The sequence below is a fragment of the Paraburkholderia sp. RCC_158 genome (assembly GCF_041355255.1).
In the GTDB taxonomy this organism is placed as follows: Bacteria; Pseudomonadota; Gammaproteobacteria; order Burkholderiales; family Burkholderiaceae; genus Paraburkholderia; species Paraburkholderia graminis.
The window spans coordinates 91,785-107,290 of the sequence record NZ_JBFUPM010000020.1 but is presented as its reverse complement, the minus strand read 5'-3'; the positions used below and the strand labels follow the sequence as shown (position 1 = coordinate 107,290).

The following is a 15,506-nucleotide window of genomic DNA, read 5'->3' as shown; positions in this document are numbered from 1 at the left end:
TCTCTCTTTAAATAAGTTGGCCAAGTCCTATGCCGCCCCTCCGCGGTAAAGCCTTTACGACGGATGGTTGGCAAGGTGGCATTTAAGCGTTGGACTTATCCGTGCGGGCGCGAACAACGTGTCGCCCCTGGCCGATTCAACTACCACCTCGAACACCCGACCGGAAGCTGTACGCGACGATTAAACGAGTGCGTCTGCGTGTGAGTAAATGGGGAACTGACCACACAGGTCCCTTACGCGGCTACGGACTGCGCGCTCAGCCTGCTCATCGCCGTTGGGCTCGCGTTCGAGCGCCGACAAGACCTCCAGAATCATTTGCCCCACCTGCTCGAACTGGGCGATACCGAATCCGCGCGTTGTTCCAGCGGGAGTGCCGAGCCGGATTCCGGATGTCACCGTCGGGCTTTCTGTATCGAACGGGATACCGTTCTTGTTGCAGGTGATGCCTGCACGCTCCAATGCTTTTTCCGCCTGGGTACCGGTTAGCCGCTTCGAGCGCAAATCGACCAGCAACAGATGGTTGTCGGTCCCGCCCGTCATCAGGTTCAGACCACCCGACGTCAGAACGTCGCCGAGTGCCTGGGCGTTACGTAGTACCCGGTCGATGTACGCCGTGAACTCCGGACGAAGCGCTTCGCCAAACGCAACTGCTTTGCCCGCGATGACATGCATAAGCGGACCGCCTTGTAACCCCGGGAACACAGCGGAGTTAATTTTCTTGGCGATGTCGCCTTTGTTGGTGAGGATGAACCCGCCTCGCGGTCCGCGAAGCGTCTTGTGGGTAGTGGACGTCACCACATCGGCGAATGGAACGGGGTTCTCGTGTTTGCCCGCTGCGACAATGCCCGCGATGTGTGCCATGTCGACCATTAACAATGCACCAACGCTGTCCGCAATGGCGCGGAACGCTGCAAAATCCAAAGCGCGTGGATAGGCAGAATAGCCCGCGATGATGAGCTTGGGACGATGTTCCTCGGCAAGCCGGCGGACCTGCTCATAGTCGATGCGATAGGTATCGGGGCTCACACCATATTGGACCGCGTTGAACCACTTACCGGAAAGCGCAGGGCGTGCACCATGCGTCAGGTGGCCCCCTGCATCGAGGGACATGCCCATCACCGTCTCGCCAGGCTTCACGAGCGCGAGCATCACTGCGCCGTTCGCCTGCGCTCCCGAATGAGGCTGCACATTGGCGTATTCGGCTTCGAACAGGGCTTTGACGCGGTCAATGGCAAGCGCCTCGACTCTGTCCACATGCTCACAACCGCCGTAGTACCGTTTCGAAGGATATCCCTCCGCGTATTTGTTGGTCAGCACGGTACCCTGCGCTTCCATCACCGCCGCCGAGACGATGTTTTCAGAAGCAATCAGTTCAATCTGCGTCTGCTGACGGCGCAACTCCAGTGCAATCTCTGATGCGATGACGGGGTCACGGCTCTGGAGCGTTTCAGCAAAAAAGCGCGAGTTCTCGTTCACGTGGTCACTCCGTAAGTAGTCGTCTGAAGCATGTCTTGCAGTACTGCAAAATTTGTTGATGTGATGCAGGTACCGATTTCCCGGCGCGTAACGAGCGACGCGGCTCTCCGTGAACAAAGATGCGTCCCAAGACGTCACAAAGAGCCCATCGCCAATTTACTGCTGCAACCAGGCCTTCAGCTTTTCCGGATGCGCTTCGACGAATTTCTTGGCCGCCGTCGCGTAGTCGTTCGTGCTGTTGCCCTCGTACTCGATGGCCTCGACGTCCGCGAGAGTCAGCTTGAAATGCTTGAAGAACACGTCCGCCCGCGGGAATCTGGTTGCAAACTGCTTCGACGCGAATGCATGAATCTGTTCTTCACCACCCAACGCCCCCTTGGGGTCCTTGAGGTAGCGCATCTGCCATTTCTGGAAGAGCCAGTGCGGGCTCCAGACCGTCGCAACAACCCATTGCTTCGACTGGTAAGCTCGCTGGACTCCGGCGAGCATGCCTGCTTCGCTTGATGATTGCAGGTTGTACCCGTTCAGGTCGTATGCCTTGATTGCCTTTTCGGATGCCTGCATCAGGCCGCCGCCGGGCTCGATTCCCTGAATGGTGCCGTTCAGTTTGCTCTTGACATCCGGTTTTTCCAGGTCAGAAATCGACGAGACCTGGGATTCGGGAATGTATGCAGGCACTGCCCATCCGTTCTTGCCGCCCGTGTAGATGACGCCGACATCATCCAGGTCGTTCTTGTACTTTGTGTAGTACATAGCGTGGGTAACGGGAAGCCAGCCACCCACCATGATGTCGAGGTCGCCGCGGGCGACGCCCTGATACTGGATGCCAATATCGGCCTGCACGAACTGAACTGGCTGCTTGAGGCTGGTCTCGAGAACGTACTTGGCCACATTAGCGACGGACAGAACGTCTGCCCAGTTTGTTACTGCTATCTTGATAGGTTCGGCCGCGACAGCGGGCCCAACGACGATACCCATGGCAACGACCGTCGACATCGCCAGTTTCGTCATAAGCGATTTGAACAGATTGAATTTCATTTAACACTCCTACGTGATTGTAAGATTTCTTGAAAACTTGACGGCCGCTTGAATAGCGTGTCTGGTCTCCGAACTCCGTACTGCCTCTAGCGATAGCACTACACCCGCGCTACGTCCGTTGAGCGCTACCACCAGCCAAACTTTCCCCGAGCGGCCGCCTTTTCACGCGACCGCCGTCCATGCGTCATCAGTGGTCAGGTCCGCACCGCAGTGCCGGTGCCAGCCTTCGCTGGTGCGTTGCGCTTGGCCTTCTTGGCCTTCACACCAAAGCTCTCCGTCAGGCGGTCAAGTACGATGGCAAGCAGAACAACTCCCAGCCCGCCCTCGAAGCCAATCCCGATATCAAGCCGCTGAATGCCGCTCAGCACATATTCCCCCAGGCCACCAGCACCGATCATTGATGCAACCACAACCATCGAGAGCGCCATCATGATGGTCTGATTTACGCCTGCCATGATTGACGGGAGGGCGTTGGGAAGCTGGATTTTCCAGAGAAGCTGCGCATCTGTGCTGCCGAACGCGCGGCCTGCTTCTAGCAACTCTTCGCGCACCTGGCGGATGCCCAAAGTCGTGAGCCGTACGACTGGCGGCATCGAGAATACGATGGTCGCGATGACTGCCGGAACCCGCCCCAATCCAAACAGGATGACGGCCGGAATCAGATACACAAACGCCGGCATTGTCTGCATGAAATCCAGCAGTGACCGCAGAACCATCTCAACACGTTTGTTTCGCGCCCCCCAGATTCCCAGCGGCACGCCAAAGACGAGGCTGAAGAACGTCGCCGCGATAACGAGTGCCAGGGTGGAGACCGTTTGAGCCCACAAACCCATGTAATGGATGGTCAGGAGTGCAAGGCCGACGAAGACCGAGAACACGACCCCGCGTCGCCACAAGGCAAACGCCACGAGGATAACGAGGATGGCAACGAACGGAATGGCAGCTAGCCCGTCCTCCAGCAGCTTGACTACTGCGCCCAGTCCGGCAGAGAAAGCGTCAAAGCCGCCCCGGAAATGCTGAAAGAGGAAATTGACAGCGTCTTCCGCAAACTTCCCGATAACTGACGAGTTCATGCTGCTCTCCGTTCCATAACCTGCTTGAGTATCGTCCGGCAGGACACCACGCCTGCGAGTCTCCCGGCCGTGTCAGTGACGGGCACGTCGTGCTCCTGGCTCAAAGCGATGCCAGCCAGCTCATGCAAATCCGCGTCAAGCGAAACAGCATTCACATCTTGGAGCAATGCGTCCCGGACGGGGCGTGTACCGGTCTTATGCAAAGAGGCCGGCGTAACGCAGCCTTGATATCGACCAGATTCGTCGCAGACATAGCCGCATTTGGCGCCACTATCGATGAGCTGATTCAGGTAGCGTTCCGAGGACGTGCCGACGTCGCAAGATATGAGTCCCCCGTTGACCTTTGTCATCAGGCTAGAGGCCTTGAGGAACCGGGAGACGTCAACGTTGCGAAAGAAGTCCCGTACATACGAGTCCGCGGGAGATTGGATAAGCTCTGCCGGCGTGCCAACCTGAATCAGGCAGCCATCCTTCATGATGCCAATTCGGCCCCCAATCTTGACGGCTTCTTCAATGTCGTGGGAAATGAAGACGATTGTTCTCTGCTCGTCCTTTTGAAGTCGCAGAAGCTCATTCTGCATCTCGAATCGAATTAGTGGGTCCAGCGCCGAAAACGCTTCGTCCATCAGCAGCACCGAGGGATTAACAGCAAGCGCACGTGCTAGACCCACTCGCTGTTGCATGCCGCCGGACAGTTCACTCGGAAGCATCTTTTCGTACGAGCCCAGACCGACTCCCGTCAGCGCGGCACGGGCGATTTCATACCGCTCTGGTTTCTTCAGACCGGCGACTTCCAATCCATACGCGATGTTGTCGAGCACCGTACGGTTCGGCAGAAGTGCGAATGACTGGAAGACCATCGCCATCTTCTTGCGGCGCACAGCGCGCAGTTCCAATGTGGACATGGGCGCAATGTCGCGACCCTCGAGGATGACCTGGCCGGACGTCGGTTCAATCAGCCGATTGAGCAGTCGAACAAGCGTCGATTTGCCCGACCCAGAGAGACCCATGACAACGAAAATCTCTCCTGCCTTAACGCTGAGACTGACGTCATTGACTGCCACCATATTGCCGGTCTGCTCGAAAATCTCATTTCGGCCCAGGCCTTGCTTCACCAACTCGGCGGCACGCTCCGGCTTTGGTCCAAAGATTTTCGACAGGTTCTTGACCGTAAGAATGTCCGTTCCGGCTACCGCGACGGGTTTCGTTGCCGGGATAGCATCCTCAGCCTTGATTGCGTCCGGCGGTATCACGCCTTTCGGCGCAAATGTTGTGTTTGGGGTCATTCTGTCATCTCAACTGGCAAATTCAAGAAATTGAAGCCCGCGACTTCAGCCTTTATGGACTCGGCACTGAACATTGGTTCGCGTGCGGTTGGATACACTGCTAGCCTCGCCACTAACCTTGGCACAGGCGTCGAAGGTGAACGCTGCGAACCGGCTAAATCGCACAAGTGACCTGTCATCGAAATCGTTGTGCCGCCCACTAGTGCTCGTCGGTGTTGACTGCATGAATTGCAGCGTATCAAGCCAATTTGACCCATCCAGCTACATTTTCTGCGCACTTTCCCATACCTTTGGTAATGGATTGGCGACTATGTTGGGTTTGCAGAAAAGAGGCTTCGAAAATGACATGCTCGCGACGCCAGCATTTGCGCGGGTTTGCGGCCGACATGAGTGCGATATCGAGGCGTTCGAAAGCCTCTGGCCACTATGCTGCAAGGCTTGCGCTGTAGGGAATGTCCTAGGTCAGGTGCATTACCCATAACGTTCCTTGTTGTTATCCGCCTTGCCTCGCGGCTCGGCTTACCGGGTATCCGGCGGCTACGTTGTCCCGGATGCTAGCAGGCGATGTGCTGCCGGCGCAGTTCGCCACGCGGCTGAGCATAGACGGCCGTGTAGATGGTTTCTTGCGAAACGTCTTGAGTCGGGCCGGTCGGATACCTGCGACAAAGATGCGTGACCTCAAAAAAATACCCGAGCTGTTGGACCCGGATGTACATAACGTTTGATCGCATGCGGCATCAGCGTCATGCCCGACGAAGGAATGGTCGCGATGCGCCGCCTACCTGACGGTGGGTTTGGGAAGCAGAAAATCACCGAAGGAGACGCGACGTACAACTCGATTGGCAGCGATGATGGCGGATTCAACCGGTCGTCGCGGCACTAGATTGCTGAGCAGATTTTTGGTGTTCGTCCAAGGCTTCGACAGGTGTCTTCCCACCAGGCGTTTTCGAGGCGTGGAATTCAGTGTATTGCAAAGAGCCCAGATCTCTCGAGCGCTCTACCGAGATAAGTTCTGCCGCTGGGAAATGTCCGACCCAATACCTGCTCTGCACGTCAGCCTTGCCGATTGTGCAACGTACCTGCACCATTTGTTATGGTCATCCAGTCGCCGCTCTACGATACTGTGGCATCCCCGTCTCCGCTTCCAGCGCCCTTGGTACGTCCGTCCCTTTAACCAGCAGAGAGCCTGCCGCGTACCGAGGCATGAAGCCGTCGATTGATTCTTGACGATTGACCGCAGCGAGGACTGGTTACAACGGCTTAGTCGACCCAATTTGCGAATCTCTATTTGAACGCAACGTTGGCCTTTCCGATCGACCTCTTCGCTCACTGTTCGAACTCGCAATCGACAAAGCACGCCATTGATCTCCACTCTCAAGGTGAATGGGATATCGCGTCGCCACCGCTCTTCCGGCTGTCCCGGTCTGGCGCGTCCGAAGAGTGCAGGTCCAGAAGCTGATGAATCGCCCCAGTCAGCCAACCTGCTGGGCTGCGTTCAACAAAGATAGGCATTGCAGTACGCGTCGTGACAGATTCGCCGCATCCTGGACCGTAGCGCAGACGTGACCTGGTAGAGCCCTCGGTTACGTCCGGCCAAGCGTTCGATACAGTTCGTTTGCACGATTCAGATGCGCGCGCATTGCTTCAGCCGCGCCGTCGCCATCATGTTTCGCGATTGCATCGACGATTCGCTGGTGCTCCGACAACGTCAACTCTTCAGCGCCCGGCGCGCGCACGAGCGGCCGGTAGTATTCGCCCGCCCAGCGAAACAGCGATTCGACAATCGACGGGAAAATCGGATTGCCGCTGATCAGCGCAATCTCGCGATGAAACGCCATATCGCGCTCGATAAACTCCTCGAGATTGACCATGGAAGCGCGGTGCCGCGCCACGCTGAGTTGCAGGCGAGCCACGTCCTCTTCGGTCGCGCGCTCCGCCGCCATGCGCGCGGTGCCCGTCTCGAGAAAGACCCGCGCCTCTTTCAGGTGAGCCAGCATGTCGGGATGACTGCGCAGCAGGTGCATCGCGCCGCCGGCGATCTGCGCAATCAGCCGGTCGGCCGTGGGAACAACGACCCTCGCACGCTCCCCGTGCACGATCTCGACGATGCCGGAGCGCTCGAGCGTTTGCAGCGCCTCGCGAATGGCGGGCCGGCCCACACCGTAGATTTCCATCAACTCCCGTTCAGACGGAAGCTGCGCGCCGGGCGCGATTTCGCCCGAACGGATTCGCTCCATGAGCCGGTCGACAACTTCCTGATACAGCTTTCGGCGCTGAATGATCTCAGCCATGACATGTCCGCGTAAAACCAAGTGGTGTAATGACCTTACCACGGACACGCCGCCGGATGGAAGGGCGCGGGGGCCGTCGCCACCTATGACCTGACAAGACCCGGTGGCGCGCGGCGCGACCGCTCGCTGGTTTAACGCGCGCCGCACGTTACGCGCTCGACAGCCGCCCTTCCCTGACCATGCCAAAGAACGTTGCATCGCCGATCTGGCCGCCTTTCAGCACGATTTGCAGACCATCGCGCCGCGGCTCGGCGGACCACGCGCGGCACATCGGCGCGCCAGGGACGAGCCCCGCCATGACGCTCAGCGCATCGATGCCGAGCACGCTCGCCACTTCCCCCGAACTGTCGCCACCGGCGACGACCACGCGCGTCAGCTCGACGCTATCGAGCAGCCGCCGCATCACCTCGGCCAATGCGCGTCCGACCTTGCGCGCCGCATCGTGCCGCGCAAGTCCCGCAGCGGACGCAATGGCGTCGAAGCCGGTGACCGCCGGGTCGTGCGGCCCTTCGGCGCTATGCACGATCACGCTGATGCCGCGAGTCAACGCCTGCGTGGCTGCCGTCACGACGCGTTCGATCTCGGCGGCCCCGTCGCGCGAATCGAGCGCCCGAGGCAGATCGAGGCGCTCGGTGTGAAAACCGTGTGCGCGCGCCCAGCCGATTTGCGCGGCTGTCACCGGCGAGCAACTGCCGCTCACTGCCGCGATCGCCGGCACGGGATCGGCGACCGGTAGAGACGGCGTCGGCGGCAACCACCCACGCGCGCGCCAGTGCGCCGCCAGCGCGTATTGCAGACCCGACGACGACGCCGTGAAAATCCCTTCGCCACGCTGCTCCCAAACCAGACGGCCCGCCTCGGCCAGGGTCTCTTCGTCGAGCACGTCGATCGGGACGACCGGCGTGTCGGGCGCGCACAGCGCTCGCACCCGCGTCGCGACATCGGCGCCGCGCAGTTCAAGCATGTCGATCAGCTCGATGCGCCGCGCCGTTTGCCTCGCGAGATGCAGGCGAAGATCGGCCTCGTTCATCGGCGTGACGGGATGCCGCGACATGGTCGGATGCCGGTCGAGCCGGTAGCCGACACCATCCACGGCGGCGAACAGGTTGCCGAACATCTGGTAACGCTTCAGGCGCGGCGCGCCGATCACCATCGGCGACCAGTTGCCGGGCATATGCCTGACGCCGATGTCGATTGCGCGGCCGATCGATCCGACCTCGGGAGACGAATCGAACGTCGAGCAGACCTTGTATTGCAGGATCGGTGCGCCGAGCGCGGCAAGGCTCGCGTAAACATCCGGAAGCTCGTCGTCCATCCATGCGCTGGAGCGTCCACGCGAAGAACCCGCCATGCCCACGCAGCGCACTTCTGGAAAACGCGCCAGCAACTCGGGCGTCGGCTTTTGCAGACACAGCACGGTTGGCACGCCGGCGGCTTGCATGGCTTCCATCGCGTCCGTCGAGCCCGTGAAGTCGTCGCCGTAATAGGCGAGCAGCAGCCCGGCAGGCCACGCTGTCGCGTTCGTCCCGTTCGTCGGCTCCGTCCCGTTCATTTCCAGAACTCCAGCGCGGCGTTCAATGCCGGATGTCTTGCGGCATGCTGCTTGAGCGGCACGCCTTCGACGGCCGCGACCCACGCCTCGCGTAACGCCTCGACGCCCGCTGCCACGCCGCCCGGATGACCGAAGATGCCGCCACCGGCCGTGTGAATCAGATCCGCACAGCCGATCGCGGCGTACGTGTCCGCGGCCTGCAAGCCGGTCTGCCCTGAACTGAACACCGGCATCGCGGACATCGGCGCTTCGCGCATCACCGGCGCGAGCACCGCGCGCGCGGCGGCGATCACGCTGTCGTCGGACTCGCTGAACTTGTTGCGCAGCCCGTTCACATGCAGATGGTCGGCACCCGCGAGACGCCAGATCATTTGCCACGGCGCGTAGTCCCAGCCGAGCTCGGGGCAACGCGACAGATAACCCCAGCCGGCGCGATGCGCGTGAATCGGCAATTGCGCGTGCCGCCGCAGTTCATGCATGCCGACCAGACCGATCGAGTTGAGCACCGCCATCACACATGTGCCGCCCTCGGCCAGCACGAGATCATGACGACGACGCATCTGATCCAGGTCGCCCGTCACGTTGAACGCGACCATCGCCTTTTTGCCGGTGCGATCCGCTTCCGCATTGACCACACGCATCACGGCCCGCACCCGTTCGTCGAACGGACAGTGCGGACCGTCGGCCTGCAATTCATCGTCCTTGATGAAGTCGATGCCGCCCGCGACGAGTTCGCGCACCTGCTGCGCCGTCTCCACGGGCGACAACCCGACGCTCGGTTTGATGATCGTGCCGATCAACGGACCGTGCGCGACCCCGCTCAGCCGCCGCGTGCCTTCGATACCGAACGCGGGCCCCGGATACGCCGAAGCGAACGACGGCGGCAACGTCAGCCCGGTTAGACGCAAACCCGACACCTGCCGCAGCTCGAACAGATTGCCAGCGATGGTCGACATCAGATTCGGCAGGGACGCACCGAGATTTTCGATCGGCCACGACAGTTCGAGCGTGCAGCGGCTATACCGCTCCGACACGATTCCGCCAGCCAGACTCGGCCTGCCGACCGTTTCCAGCACCGAGAGATGCTCGACGCGCGCGCCCGAGCGAGCCTTCAATTCCGGCGTTTCGTTCGGCAGCGCGACAAAGGTGCCGCTCGATTGCTCGCCGGCAATCACGTCGGCAGCACGTTGTGGATCGTCGCCGGTTTCGAGCCAGTAAGTCGCGTGAATACGTTCGCTCACGATATCAATCCCTGTTTGGAAATCGGAAAGAAGGCGCACATCGCCCTATCACGTGATCCGGCGGATGCTCTCGGCGATTTCCGCGCGATCGAACACGTTCTTCCAGTCGTCGCGCATCAGCCGCGGCTTGCCGAATTCGATCGCCTTGTTGCACGCATCGGAGAACGCGCCGGGAATTTCGTTGAAGATCACCGCGCTCAGGATGTTCATGTGCCCGAGCAGAAAGTCGCGCGCGGCCTCTTTCGGCACGCCCCGCTTCACGGTCTCGTCCATCGCTTCGCGCATCACGTAGAGCAGCGTCGCGCAAATCGTTTCCGACAGGCCGGGTTCGAGCAGCGCCATCTGGTCGACGCTCAAACGATACGAGCGAAGAATCGGCGCGTAGATCACTTTGGCCACGTCTTCACCGAGGTCGAACGCTTCTTCCGGTCCTTGCATCAGCGCGCTGGTGATCGACTGCTTCGCGTACGCGCCACCGAAGAAATCGCGCCGCGCTTTCGGATCGTCATCGTTATTGAAAATGACCGGATGACACGGGTGCGCGACGAAATACGTCAGATCGGGCCGCTCAGGCAGATGGCCCGCGAACGGCGCCGCGGCGTCGAGCGTCATCACCATCGTGCCCGCCGGCAGCTTCGGCGCGATCTCATGACTGAGCTTGCCGATCAGTGTGTCGGGCACGGCGAGGATCACCACCTGTGCGCCGTCGAGCGCGGCATCGGTCGACACGCAGTCGACGTTCAGTTCTTCCTTGAGGCGCTTTTGCCCCGCCTCGCTCACCTCGACATGCGCGACGCGATAGTCGGACTTCAGCAGATTGCTGGTGAGGCGAAAGCCCATCTTTCCGCCGGCGCCGAACAGTGCGATTTTCTCTTTCATGGTGTGAGCTCCTTGCATGGATTCATTGAAATTCGTGGCGATCAGCTCGAATGCGATTGCGGCTCGAGCGTGACGGGCGCGATGCCGTCACCGGGTTTTGGCAGGCGCGCGCTGCTGCAGAACGCGAAGGCCAGTCCCGCGCTCATCAGCATCAGTACGCCGACGACGAACATCGGCGCGTGATATGAGCCCGTCGCATCCTTCACGGCGCCCGTGACGTACGGCGCCATGAAGCCGGCGAGATTGCCAATGGTGTTGATCAGCGCGATGCCCGCCGCGGCTGCGGCGCCGGAGAGAAAGCGCGCGGGCAGCGCCCAGAAGTTCGGCAGCGCGGAAAAGATCGCGCAGGCGGCGACGGTAATCACGGCGACGGTCGCGGCAGGCGATTGCATGTACAGCGCGAGGGGAATGCTCGCCGCGCCGATCAGTGCCGGCACGCCGATGTGCCACGCACGCACGCCATGCTTCGTCGCGTTGCGGCTCCACAAATACAGCGCGAGCGCGGCGGGCAGATACGGAATCGCGGTGATCAAGCCCTTCTGGAACACGTTGAAGTGCGTGCCGAACTGGCCTTCAAAGCCGCCGATGATCGTCGGCAGAAAGAAAGCGAGCGCATAGAGTCCGTAGATCAGGCCGAAGTACATCAACGCGAACATCCATACGCGGCCGCTTCTGAGCGCGGCTCGCGCATGCATCGAGTGCTGTGTCGACGCATTGGCGCGGGCGAGTTCTTCCGCTTCGAGTTCGGCGGTGAGCCAGGTCTTCTCGGCCGCGGTCAGCCAGCGCGCCTGCGACGGCCGGTCGGCGAGATAGAACCACGCCACCACGCCGATCACGATCGCGGGCACGGCGACACCGAAGAACATCACGCGCCAGCCGGCAAGTCCGAAGAGGCCATGCGCTTCGATCAGCAACGCGGCAACGGGTGCGCCGATCACGATCGTCAGCGGCTGCGCGAGATAGAAGAGCGCGAGGATGTGGCTGCGATAGCGCGACGGCACCCACATGCTGAGGAACAGAATCGCGCCCGGGAAAAAGCCCGCCTCCGTCACGCCGAGCAGAAAGCGCAGCGTGTACAGGCCGGGAATACTGCTGACCCACGTGAACAGCAACGCGACGATGCCCCACGACACCATGATGCGAGCGAGCCAACGGCGCGCGCCGAACTTGTGCAACGCGAGATTGCTCGGAATCTCCAGCACGATGTAACCGATGAAAAACACGCCGGCCGCGAGACCGAACTGCGCGGCGCTCAGGCCGAGGTCCTTCGTCATGCCGTTCGGACCGGCAAACGAGATCGCCGTGCGGTCGAGAAAATTGATGAAGAACATCAGCGCCACGAACGGCACAAGGCGAATCGATACCTTGCGTATGGCCGATCGCTCGACCTGATTCACGGGTACGGTTTGCATCTCACATCCTCCAATCAGGTCGCCTCGACACATCACTCATGTGATGTACTGGTGTGATGAGTAGACCATGACGCTTAAAGTGCGGCCAGTGGGGTATTCACGGAGCGGTTTTTATCGGTGGCGGGCGGCGGACATGGGCCGTCCGAAAGGCGTCAGCCCGAAAGCTATCTGCACGCAGGCGAAGGGCTTGAGGGACACGGTGCCGTGCCCGGGGCTCAGACAGTCCACCGGGATTTGCCCGCCTCGCGCCGCTTCGAACGACGATTCATCGAGCGTCGAAACGCTCATGTCGCCCGCCACCTCGCCGCCGGCGAACCTCAGGCGGACCGTGCATGGATCAGGCGTGAGGTTGGCGACGACCAGGCGCATGCGTCCCTTCGCGTCGCGCGCGCCAAAACACGCCACCTCGCGAGGATTCGCCGCGCCGCACTGCAACCGGTCCATACCGGCCATCCGCGCCATCGCGGCCGCGACATGAAACATCGGATAACGCGCCGGACTGGACGCGATATCGACCAGGCCACGCGGCCCCGTCAGTGCGCCGAGGGTCAGGCATTCGAGCGCCGCGCCTTCGAGCGCCATTGCATAACCGGCCAGCCACGCCGCGCCAAACAGACCGCGCTGACGCGGGTCGTCGCCGGCCATCGCCACACGCTCGCCTTGCGGATTCGGCATCACGCGCGAACCATACGGGTTCTGCCGCATGCCGATCGATACCGGACCGATCGCATACGGCTGCGCGCCAATCAACGCGCGACAGGAACGCGTGATGTGGGGAATCGCCTCGAGCGTTTGCATCACGCTGCGGTCGTCGGCTGCGTGAACGATGGGACAGGTTGCGTGCGTGACCCAATCGACCAACTCCAGCGGCGGCCGCTTTCGATTGAGTTCCGTGAAGTAGCTCAGCATGCCGCCGCCCAGACGCAAGCCGGGAAACGCGCGGCGTGCGGCGCGGTAGACCTCCTCAAGTGGCGGGCATGGCGGGCTGATGCTCCCCGGCGGGTTCGACTGCCGGTGCACGGACGGACTGACAACGATGCCGGCCAACTCGAGGCCGGCTTCCCGAATCCGCGCCGCGATCCATTGCAATTCCTGTTCGGGCGCGGCCACGCCAGGCAGCGCGCATTCGAGCAAGGCCGGGATCCCGGCGCGCCGCTGCAACTGCGCGAACCGCACGAGTTCCGCCGCACCATGACCGGCGACGGGATCGAAGTGCAGCATCAGGCGCTGCGGCGCAAGTTCGGCCAGCAATGACAAGTTGGCAAGCGTCGCGTCGATCTCGTCGGGCGCGATCGCCACGCCGAGATCAGGCATCGGCTCGTCCATGCCGCGCAAGTCGATCAGTATTTCGCTATGCCGACTTTCGCCATGCTGCCGCGGCAGTGCCGCTACCTCGTTCAATTGGCGCGGCGCACCGTCGACTTCGATACATACTGACTGCTCGCCCGTCCAGCCCGTTTCGATCGTATACGGCCACGGCAGTTCGAGCGGACGCGAGTAAGTCTTGAACGATGCGTCCGACCAGTTGCGCTGGTCTTCCATCTCGAACACATCGCCCGTGAACGCGCAGCGCACCGTTTCGCCGGATGCAAGCGCATGCTCGATCGTGCGGATACGCGTGAACGGTTGCCACGGATCTATCAGCGCAGGAAACGACGATACTTCGATCGTGCCGTCATCGTGCTCCACGCGCGCCGCCGCACCGGCGACGCCCTCGATCGGATGGAGAACCACGAAGCCGCAGCGCGCAGCGACGAAATCCGTTTGCGCCGTCGCCTGAGCGCTGCATTCGAACGCACCGTCCGCATCGCATTCGATCAGGACCGTGTAGGTCAGCACATGACCGTCCGGATTCGCGCAGCGCGCGGCGTATGAGACGCGAAAGCCTCGCGCATGCGAGTCGACTTCGACGTCGCGAATGTCCGGCCGGCAAGTGCCCCAATCCCGATCGCGCACGAGCCAGCTGATCGCGCGAATCACTTCGGTGCCGCCGTAGCGAATATCGCGCAACGCACCGTCGATGAAAAGCGCCGACCACGGGCCGGCCGTCAGCGTCTGCCCCCGTGGCTCGATCTGCGAGGTGCCGTAGTAAATGTTGGCGGGCGAGGCGTCACGGCTATTCATCGCCGCACCGCACCGGAAGAAGTGGACGTGACCGCAGGCGCTTCCGCCTCGAGCGATTTCAACTCGACCGTGCGGCCTTCACGCGCGGAGAGATACGTTGCTTCGACGAGCGCAAGCGTCTTCAGGTTGTCGCGGCCGCTCGTCTGCGGCTCGCCTCCATTGCGAAGGCACGCGATCCAGTGGCGCTGGATATTCACCACGCTGGCCTGGATCGCCTCCCACGGCACGCTTGCCCACGCCAACGGCGGCGGCGCCGCTGTTGCGGTGCGCGTGCCGTCGCGGTTGTGAATCTCCAGCCGGTAGTCCGCCGACAGCCGCAGCGTGCCCTCAGCGCCGTCCACTTCGACCAGCGTCTGCGGAAACAGCTCGTGTGCCTGACGCGACGCGTAGCTGCAATCCACCACGCTCGTCACGCCGCTTTCGTGTGTGAGCAGAATGGTCGCAACGTCTTCACCGGCAATCGCGGAATTCACGCGCGAGGTCCCCGCGGCAAGACGCGTCACGTCGCCGAACAGAAAGCGCGCGATGTCGAGAATATGAATGCCGAGGTCTTCCACAATGAAACGTTCGTTTCGCGCGAGATACGGCTGCCCGCTGAATACGTCGAACGCTGAACGAAACGACACGCGGCCCCAGAACGGCGTGCCGATCGCACCGTCATGCAGCGCGCGGCCCACGGCCTGAATCGCAGGCTGCCAGCGAAAGTTCTCATGGACCATCAGCGGCACGCCGGCCCGATCGCAAGCGGCGACCATCGCGCGCGCATCGGCGAGCGTCAGTGCGAACGGCTTCTGGCAGATCGCCGCGACGCCCGCTTGCGCGGCCAGCTCGACAAGCGAACGATGACTCGGCGCAGTCGTGGCGATGTCGACGAAATCCAGTTGCTCGGCGCTTAGCATCGCCGCTGCATCCCTGTACAGACGCTCGATACCGAACGCCTGCCCTGCCGCCTTCAACCGCTCGCTATCGGCATCGCACAGCGCGACGATCTCCGCGCCGTCGATGTCCCGCCATGCGTGCAGATGATTGCGCGAGAAGAAGCCGCATCCGATCAACGCACCTTTGAAGCGTTTCACCGTTGTGGTCGTTGTGGTCGTTGCGCTGATTGCCTGCATTGCGTCCGTCGCACTCATC

11 protein-coding genes and 1 pseudogene are annotated in these 15,506 nt (G+C 61.6%); all 12 read right to left on the bottom strand.

Annotated elements, in window-relative coordinates:
• Positions 1-180: 180 nt before the first annotated feature.
• The gene (glyA, locus tag AB6809_RS28685) at positions 181-1,476 is read right to left on the bottom strand and encodes a serine hydroxymethyltransferase (protein ID WP_371027700.1); all 1,296 of its coding nucleotides are present in this window, start codon (positions 1,474-1,476) and stop codon (positions 181-183) included.
• Between the two features lie 156 nt (positions 1,477-1,632).
• Positions 1,633-2,514, bottom strand: a complete 882-nt coding sequence (locus AB6809_RS28680; RefSeq protein ID WP_371027699.1) for a glycine betaine ABC transporter substrate-binding protein — start codon at positions 2,512-2,514, stop codon at positions 1,633-1,635.
• 194 nt (positions 2,515-2,708) lie between these two features.
• A complete protein-coding gene (locus AB6809_RS28675) occupies positions 2,709-3,587 on the bottom strand; it encodes an ABC transporter permease (protein WP_371027698.1) in 879 nt (292 codons plus the stop codon).
• A complete protein-coding gene (locus AB6809_RS28670; RefSeq protein WP_371027697.1) occupies positions 3,584-4,873 on the bottom strand; it encodes a glycine betaine/L-proline ABC transporter ATP-binding protein in 1,290 nt (429 codons plus the stop codon). Before AB6809_RS28670 ends, AB6809_RS28675 begins: the two co-directional genes overlap by 4 nt.
• A gap of 687 nt (positions 4,874-5,560) precedes the next feature.
• Positions 5,561-5,668: pseudogene (locus tag AB6809_RS28665) on the bottom strand (LysR family transcriptional regulator); the annotation flags it as partial.
• Positions 5,669-6,456: 788 nt separating this feature from the next.
• Positions 6,457-7,164 (bottom strand): transcriptional regulator NanR, encoded by a 708-nt coding sequence (locus AB6809_RS28660; RefSeq protein ID WP_371027696.1) that lies wholly within the window; start codon positions 7,162-7,164, stop codon positions 6,457-6,459.
• 148 nt (positions 7,165-7,312) lie between these two features.
• Positions 7,313-8,716 carry a 3-oxo-isoapionate kinase OiaK gene (oiaK, locus tag AB6809_RS28655; RefSeq protein ID WP_371027695.1) on the bottom strand — a complete coding sequence of 468 codons (1,404 nt, stop codon included), beginning with the start codon at positions 8,714-8,716 and terminating at the stop codon, positions 7,313-7,315.
• Complete coding sequence (locus AB6809_RS28650; RefSeq protein WP_107709705.1) at positions 8,713-9,957, bottom strand: ribulose-bisphosphate carboxylase large subunit family protein; 1,245 nt, start codon at positions 9,955-9,957, stop codon at positions 8,713-8,715. Before AB6809_RS28650 ends, oiaK begins: the two co-directional genes overlap by 4 nt.
• 48 nt (positions 9,958-10,005) lie before the next feature.
• A complete protein-coding gene (locus tag AB6809_RS28645) occupies positions 10,006-10,836 on the bottom strand; it encodes a phosphogluconate dehydrogenase C-terminal domain-containing protein (protein ID WP_371027694.1) in 831 nt (276 codons plus the stop codon).
• Positions 10,837-10,877: 41 nt separating this feature from the next.
• Positions 10,878-12,248 (bottom strand): MFS transporter, encoded by a 1,371-nt coding sequence (locus AB6809_RS28640; protein WP_371027693.1) that lies wholly within the window; start codon positions 12,246-12,248, stop codon positions 10,878-10,880.
• A gap of 111 nt (positions 12,249-12,359) precedes the next feature.
• Positions 12,360-14,372: a hypothetical protein gene (locus tag AB6809_RS28635; RefSeq protein WP_371027692.1), complete on the bottom strand. Its 2,013-nt coding sequence runs from the start codon at positions 14,370-14,372 to the stop codon at positions 12,360-12,362.
• Positions 14,369-15,505 (bottom strand): Gfo/Idh/MocA family protein, encoded by a 1,137-nt coding sequence (locus AB6809_RS28630; protein WP_371027691.1) that lies wholly within the window; start codon positions 15,503-15,505, stop codon positions 14,369-14,371. Before AB6809_RS28630 ends, AB6809_RS28635 begins: the two co-directional genes overlap by 4 nt.
• Between the last annotated feature and the right edge of the window lies 1 nt (position 15,506).